This window comes from Geobacillus sp. LYN3 (assembly GCF_003064505.1).
In the GTDB taxonomy this organism is placed as follows: Bacteria; Bacillota; Bacilli; order Bacillales; family Anoxybacillaceae; genus Parageobacillus_B; species Parageobacillus_B toebii.
Window position 1 is genome coordinate 2,213,338 of sequence record NZ_QCWL01000001.1, and the last position, 3,648, is coordinate 2,216,985.

At 39.4% G+C, this 3,648-nt stretch carries 3 protein-coding genes and 2 pseudogenes; 1 reads left to right on the forward strand and 4 read right to left on the reverse strand.

All coding sequences use genetic code 11. The features are described from left to right. Nucleotides 1–153 precede the first annotated feature (153 nt). Complete coding sequence (locus DCC82_RS11500) at nt 154–1,395, forward strand: aminopeptidase (protein ID WP_097354664.1); 1,242 nt, start codon at nt 154–156, stop codon at nt 1,393–1,395. A gap of 470 nt (nt 1,396–1,865) precedes the next feature. Here DCC82_RS11500 and DCC82_RS11510 read toward each other — a convergent pair whose 3' ends face one another. The 4 genes and pseudogenes from DCC82_RS11510 to DCC82_RS11520 form a co-directional block, all read right to left on the reverse strand. Continuing rightward, a complete protein-coding gene (locus tag DCC82_RS11510; RefSeq protein WP_187252179.1) occupies nt 1,866–2,411 on the reverse strand; it encodes an AAA family ATPase in 546 nt (181 codons plus the stop codon). 47 nt (nt 2,412–2,458) lie between these two features. After that, nucleotides 2,459–2,689, reverse strand: a pseudogene (locus DCC82_RS18240) (GNAT family N-acetyltransferase); the annotation flags it as partial. Next, entirely contained in the window at nt 2,665–2,940 is a 276-nt protein-coding gene (locus tag DCC82_RS18245; RefSeq protein ID WP_233252991.1) for a hypothetical protein, read from the reverse strand. The pseudogene DCC82_RS18240 and the gene DCC82_RS18245, both read right to left, overlap by 25 nt. 83 nt (nt 2,941–3,023) lie before the next feature. Further along, nucleotides 3,024–3,578, reverse strand: a pseudogene (locus DCC82_RS11520) (GTP-binding protein); the annotation flags it as partial. Between the last annotated feature and the right edge of the window lie 70 nt (nt 3,579–3,648).

Below are 3,648 nucleotides of genomic sequence, written 5' to 3' on the forward strand. Positions count from 1 at the left end.
TATCGCATATTTATCAAAATTTGGGGGCTAGAAGCTCAATTTATCTCGAAGAATTTTTACTCCTCAGAGCTGACCAATTCATCCAAATATTTGAATGTTCCGAGTTCCTCGTATATAATAGAATCCTAATACGAAAATCAAGGGGTGAAAAAAGTGAGCGACTGGGAACAAAATTTAGAAAAATATGCCGCGCTCGCCGTACAAGTCGGCGTCAACGTCCAAAAAGGGCAAACGCTCTTTGTAAACGCGCCGCTTGTGGCTGCTCCGCTTGTACGGAAAATCGCGAAAAAAGCATACGAAGTTGGCGCCAAACATGTCTATGTCGAATGGAATGACGAAGATCTTACATACATTAAATTCAAGTATGCTCCAGATGAAGCGTTTTTGGAATATCCAATGTGGCGTGCGAAAGGAATGGAACAGCTTGCGGAAGAAGGTGCGGCGTTTTTATCCATCTATTCGCCAAACCCGGATTTATTGAAAGACATTGATCCGAAACGGATCGCAACGGCAAATAAAACCGCATCTCAAGCATTGCGCAACTATCGCAGTGCCTTAATGGCGGATAAAAACTGTTGGTCATTGATCTCCGTTCCTACGCCGGCGTGGGCGAAAAAAATATTTCCAGACCTCAGTGAAGAAGAAGCGATCGACAAGCTATGGGAAGCGATATTCCGCATTACCCGCGTCGACCAGGACGACCCTATCCAAGCGTGGCAGCAACATAACGACCGACTCGCCAAAATCGTTGATTACTTAAACAATAAACAATATCAACAACTCATCTATGAAGCGCCTGGAACAAACTTAACGATCGAACTTGTAGAAAACCATGTATGGCATGGCGGTGCAGCCGTCAGCGAGAAAGGCGTTCGTTTCAACCCGAACATCCCGACAGAAGAAGTGTTTACGATGCCGCATAAAGACGGGGTCAATGGCAAGGTACGCAATACCAAACCGCTCAATTATAACGGCAACCTGATAGATGGATTTACCCTTACGTTTAAAGATGGAAAAGTCGTTGACTTCACTGCAGAAAAAGGATATGAAATATTAAAGCATTTATTGGACACGGACGAAGGAGCGCGCCGGTTAGGAGAAGTGGCACTCGTTCCACATCAATCACCGATTTCCACATCGAATTTAATTTTCTATAACACATTGTTCGATGAAAACGCGGCATGTCACCTAGCGCTCGGAAAAGCATACCCAACGAACATTCAAAACGGCACCGCTATGTCCAAAGAAGAGCTCGACAAACATGGGGTCAACGATAGCCTCATCCATGAAGATTTTATGGTTGGCTCTGCCGAACTAAACATCGATGGCGTCACGAAAGACGGCAAGCGCGAACCAATTTTCCGCAACGGAAATTGGGCGTTTGAATGGAAATAATGGTGGAAGTGATGCGTTTACCACACGTTGATCATAAAACTGAAAATTTGCGCTTCAAATAAGTTATCTAACTTACTAGCCACGTCTTTCTGCATACTTGGGAGGACGTGGCTATATTGATTTAATGTGATGTGGGTTGAAGAGTGTCCCAATCGTTCTGATATTACTTTTGCATTCACATTTTGTTACATCGTTATTTATTTTCAATGGAAATGTATATTCATCAAGCAAAAATGTTCTTATTTTTCTTTTTCTGTTAAGTGTAATCATATCGGAAATTTTTGTAGGGAGTGGCTGAAAGAGTTTCACATGTACATGAAAACGAAAAAGGCGTTTAGATTTCCTCAACTTCCAAATAAAATCATTATTTCATTCAATGCTACACCTATATCAGTTTAAACACCCTCTAACCAATCATGAAACGAGCTTCACCACAGATGATGGAAGTTGATTCGTTCTTCCATGGGAGTTTAACTAATTTTAAACTTTTGATTGTTCATAATTTCATAAATGATATTACCAATATCATCAGTAGTTTTTTCACTGGTATCGAAAATATATTTTTTATCTAATCCACATTCATTAAATTCATCAGCTAAAATTAAGCAGCGTTCACCCATTCTATGCTCTGGTTTTCTCATTTCGTCCCTTTTGATTAACGTTTCATTATCAGCCCATAAAACTACATAAACAACACTTACGTTTAAATCCTTTAGATTTTCATAAAGCCAAATTGCTTCTTGAGGAAAGGTAACATAATCCACCACGACATTATTCCCATATTTCACAAAATTTCTAACAAGGCTTAAAATATTATCCCAAATTAATGAGAGTTCTTCTTTACTTTCCCAAGGTTTTTTCCGCCCATTAATGTGCATATGACTGATGTAATCGCCAGAAATATAAGCACTATGACTTAATTTATTTGCCAGTTCTTTTGAAATCGTTGATTTACCAATCCCAGCGGGTCCTGATATTACATATACTGTTCTTACTTGATCATTTTTCATATAAATTCCCTCCCCCCTTTTTTATTTCGATAAAAACTTCTCTTGAACCTTTTTTATTTAATGTTATATACCATTGTCCAAGATGTTCCCGATGAACCACATTGTTTAAATCCGAGTTTCTTATAAAGTTGTACAGCCTTCATGTTATTTGGGTCAACACTTAAAGATAAGGATGTATAGCCATCTTTCAAAGCTTGTTCAAATAACTTTTTCATAAGTAGAGTGCCTATACCTTTACCTCTTTCAGCATCAATAACAGCTATCCCGAGTTCAGGAGTATGATCATCAACATATCCATATCCTTTTTGGTTTTCTTTGAATAAGCGATACCATGCAGCACCAACGGCTGATTATCGCGAAAAGCAATTAAAGCTCTATCCCCTTTTCTCCCCCATCCTTCATGATATTTTTTAATATGTGGTGAATTTAGCAGTTCCTCTTTGGGTGGCTTATTTTTCGGAATATAAATAGCTTCATACATCATATCCAATAAAAATTCAAAATCATTTTCTTCTAAGTTTCTTATATGTAACAAAATTACTCACCTCACTGTTTTTAAAAAAACATTTTTACAACGAAAAAATCGGCCCCATAGACCGATTTTTTCGTTCAATCTCATTATACTTGAAGAACTCTTTTTGCGGAAATGGCAATCCACTCGTATTGGCGGAGCTTCACTTCGAACAATGTTAGCGGATCGCGGTACGTTTCCGGATTCGATCTCATTTTCTCCAGCTCTTCTTCTTTTTCATTGATTTCTTTTTTCGTTTCTTCTACAGTTTGATTCAATACGTCAAACGGGTTTCGGAAGAAGATCGAAATATCTCGTTCCAATGCTTTCTCAAACAATTCGAATTGCAGAAGCAGCTTGTTCACAATAGATTCGGTAACGTCTAAATAATCCTGATTTTCAACAAACTGCTTGTATTTGTTATATAACATCGCATTGTTTTGCTGGAATGCTCCAAACAGCTTGCCGGCACCTTTCAATAAAATTTGATACGGTGTGCGGCGGAGAAAAATATTCACCTTCTCCATTTGCACGCCGCTCGTCATCCGGTCTGCATCCCGTCGCCAGTCATCAAGCACTTTAAAGTCGCAATTCAGCTTAAGCCGCTCTTCCCCATACATCGCATTAAACCCATCGCATATTTCATCCAGGAAAGATTGACAGTCAACTACCCAACGGCTAAAGCCGTGGGCTTGCAGCTAGCCTAATTGGCTGCCGCGTTCGGCTGGTTGA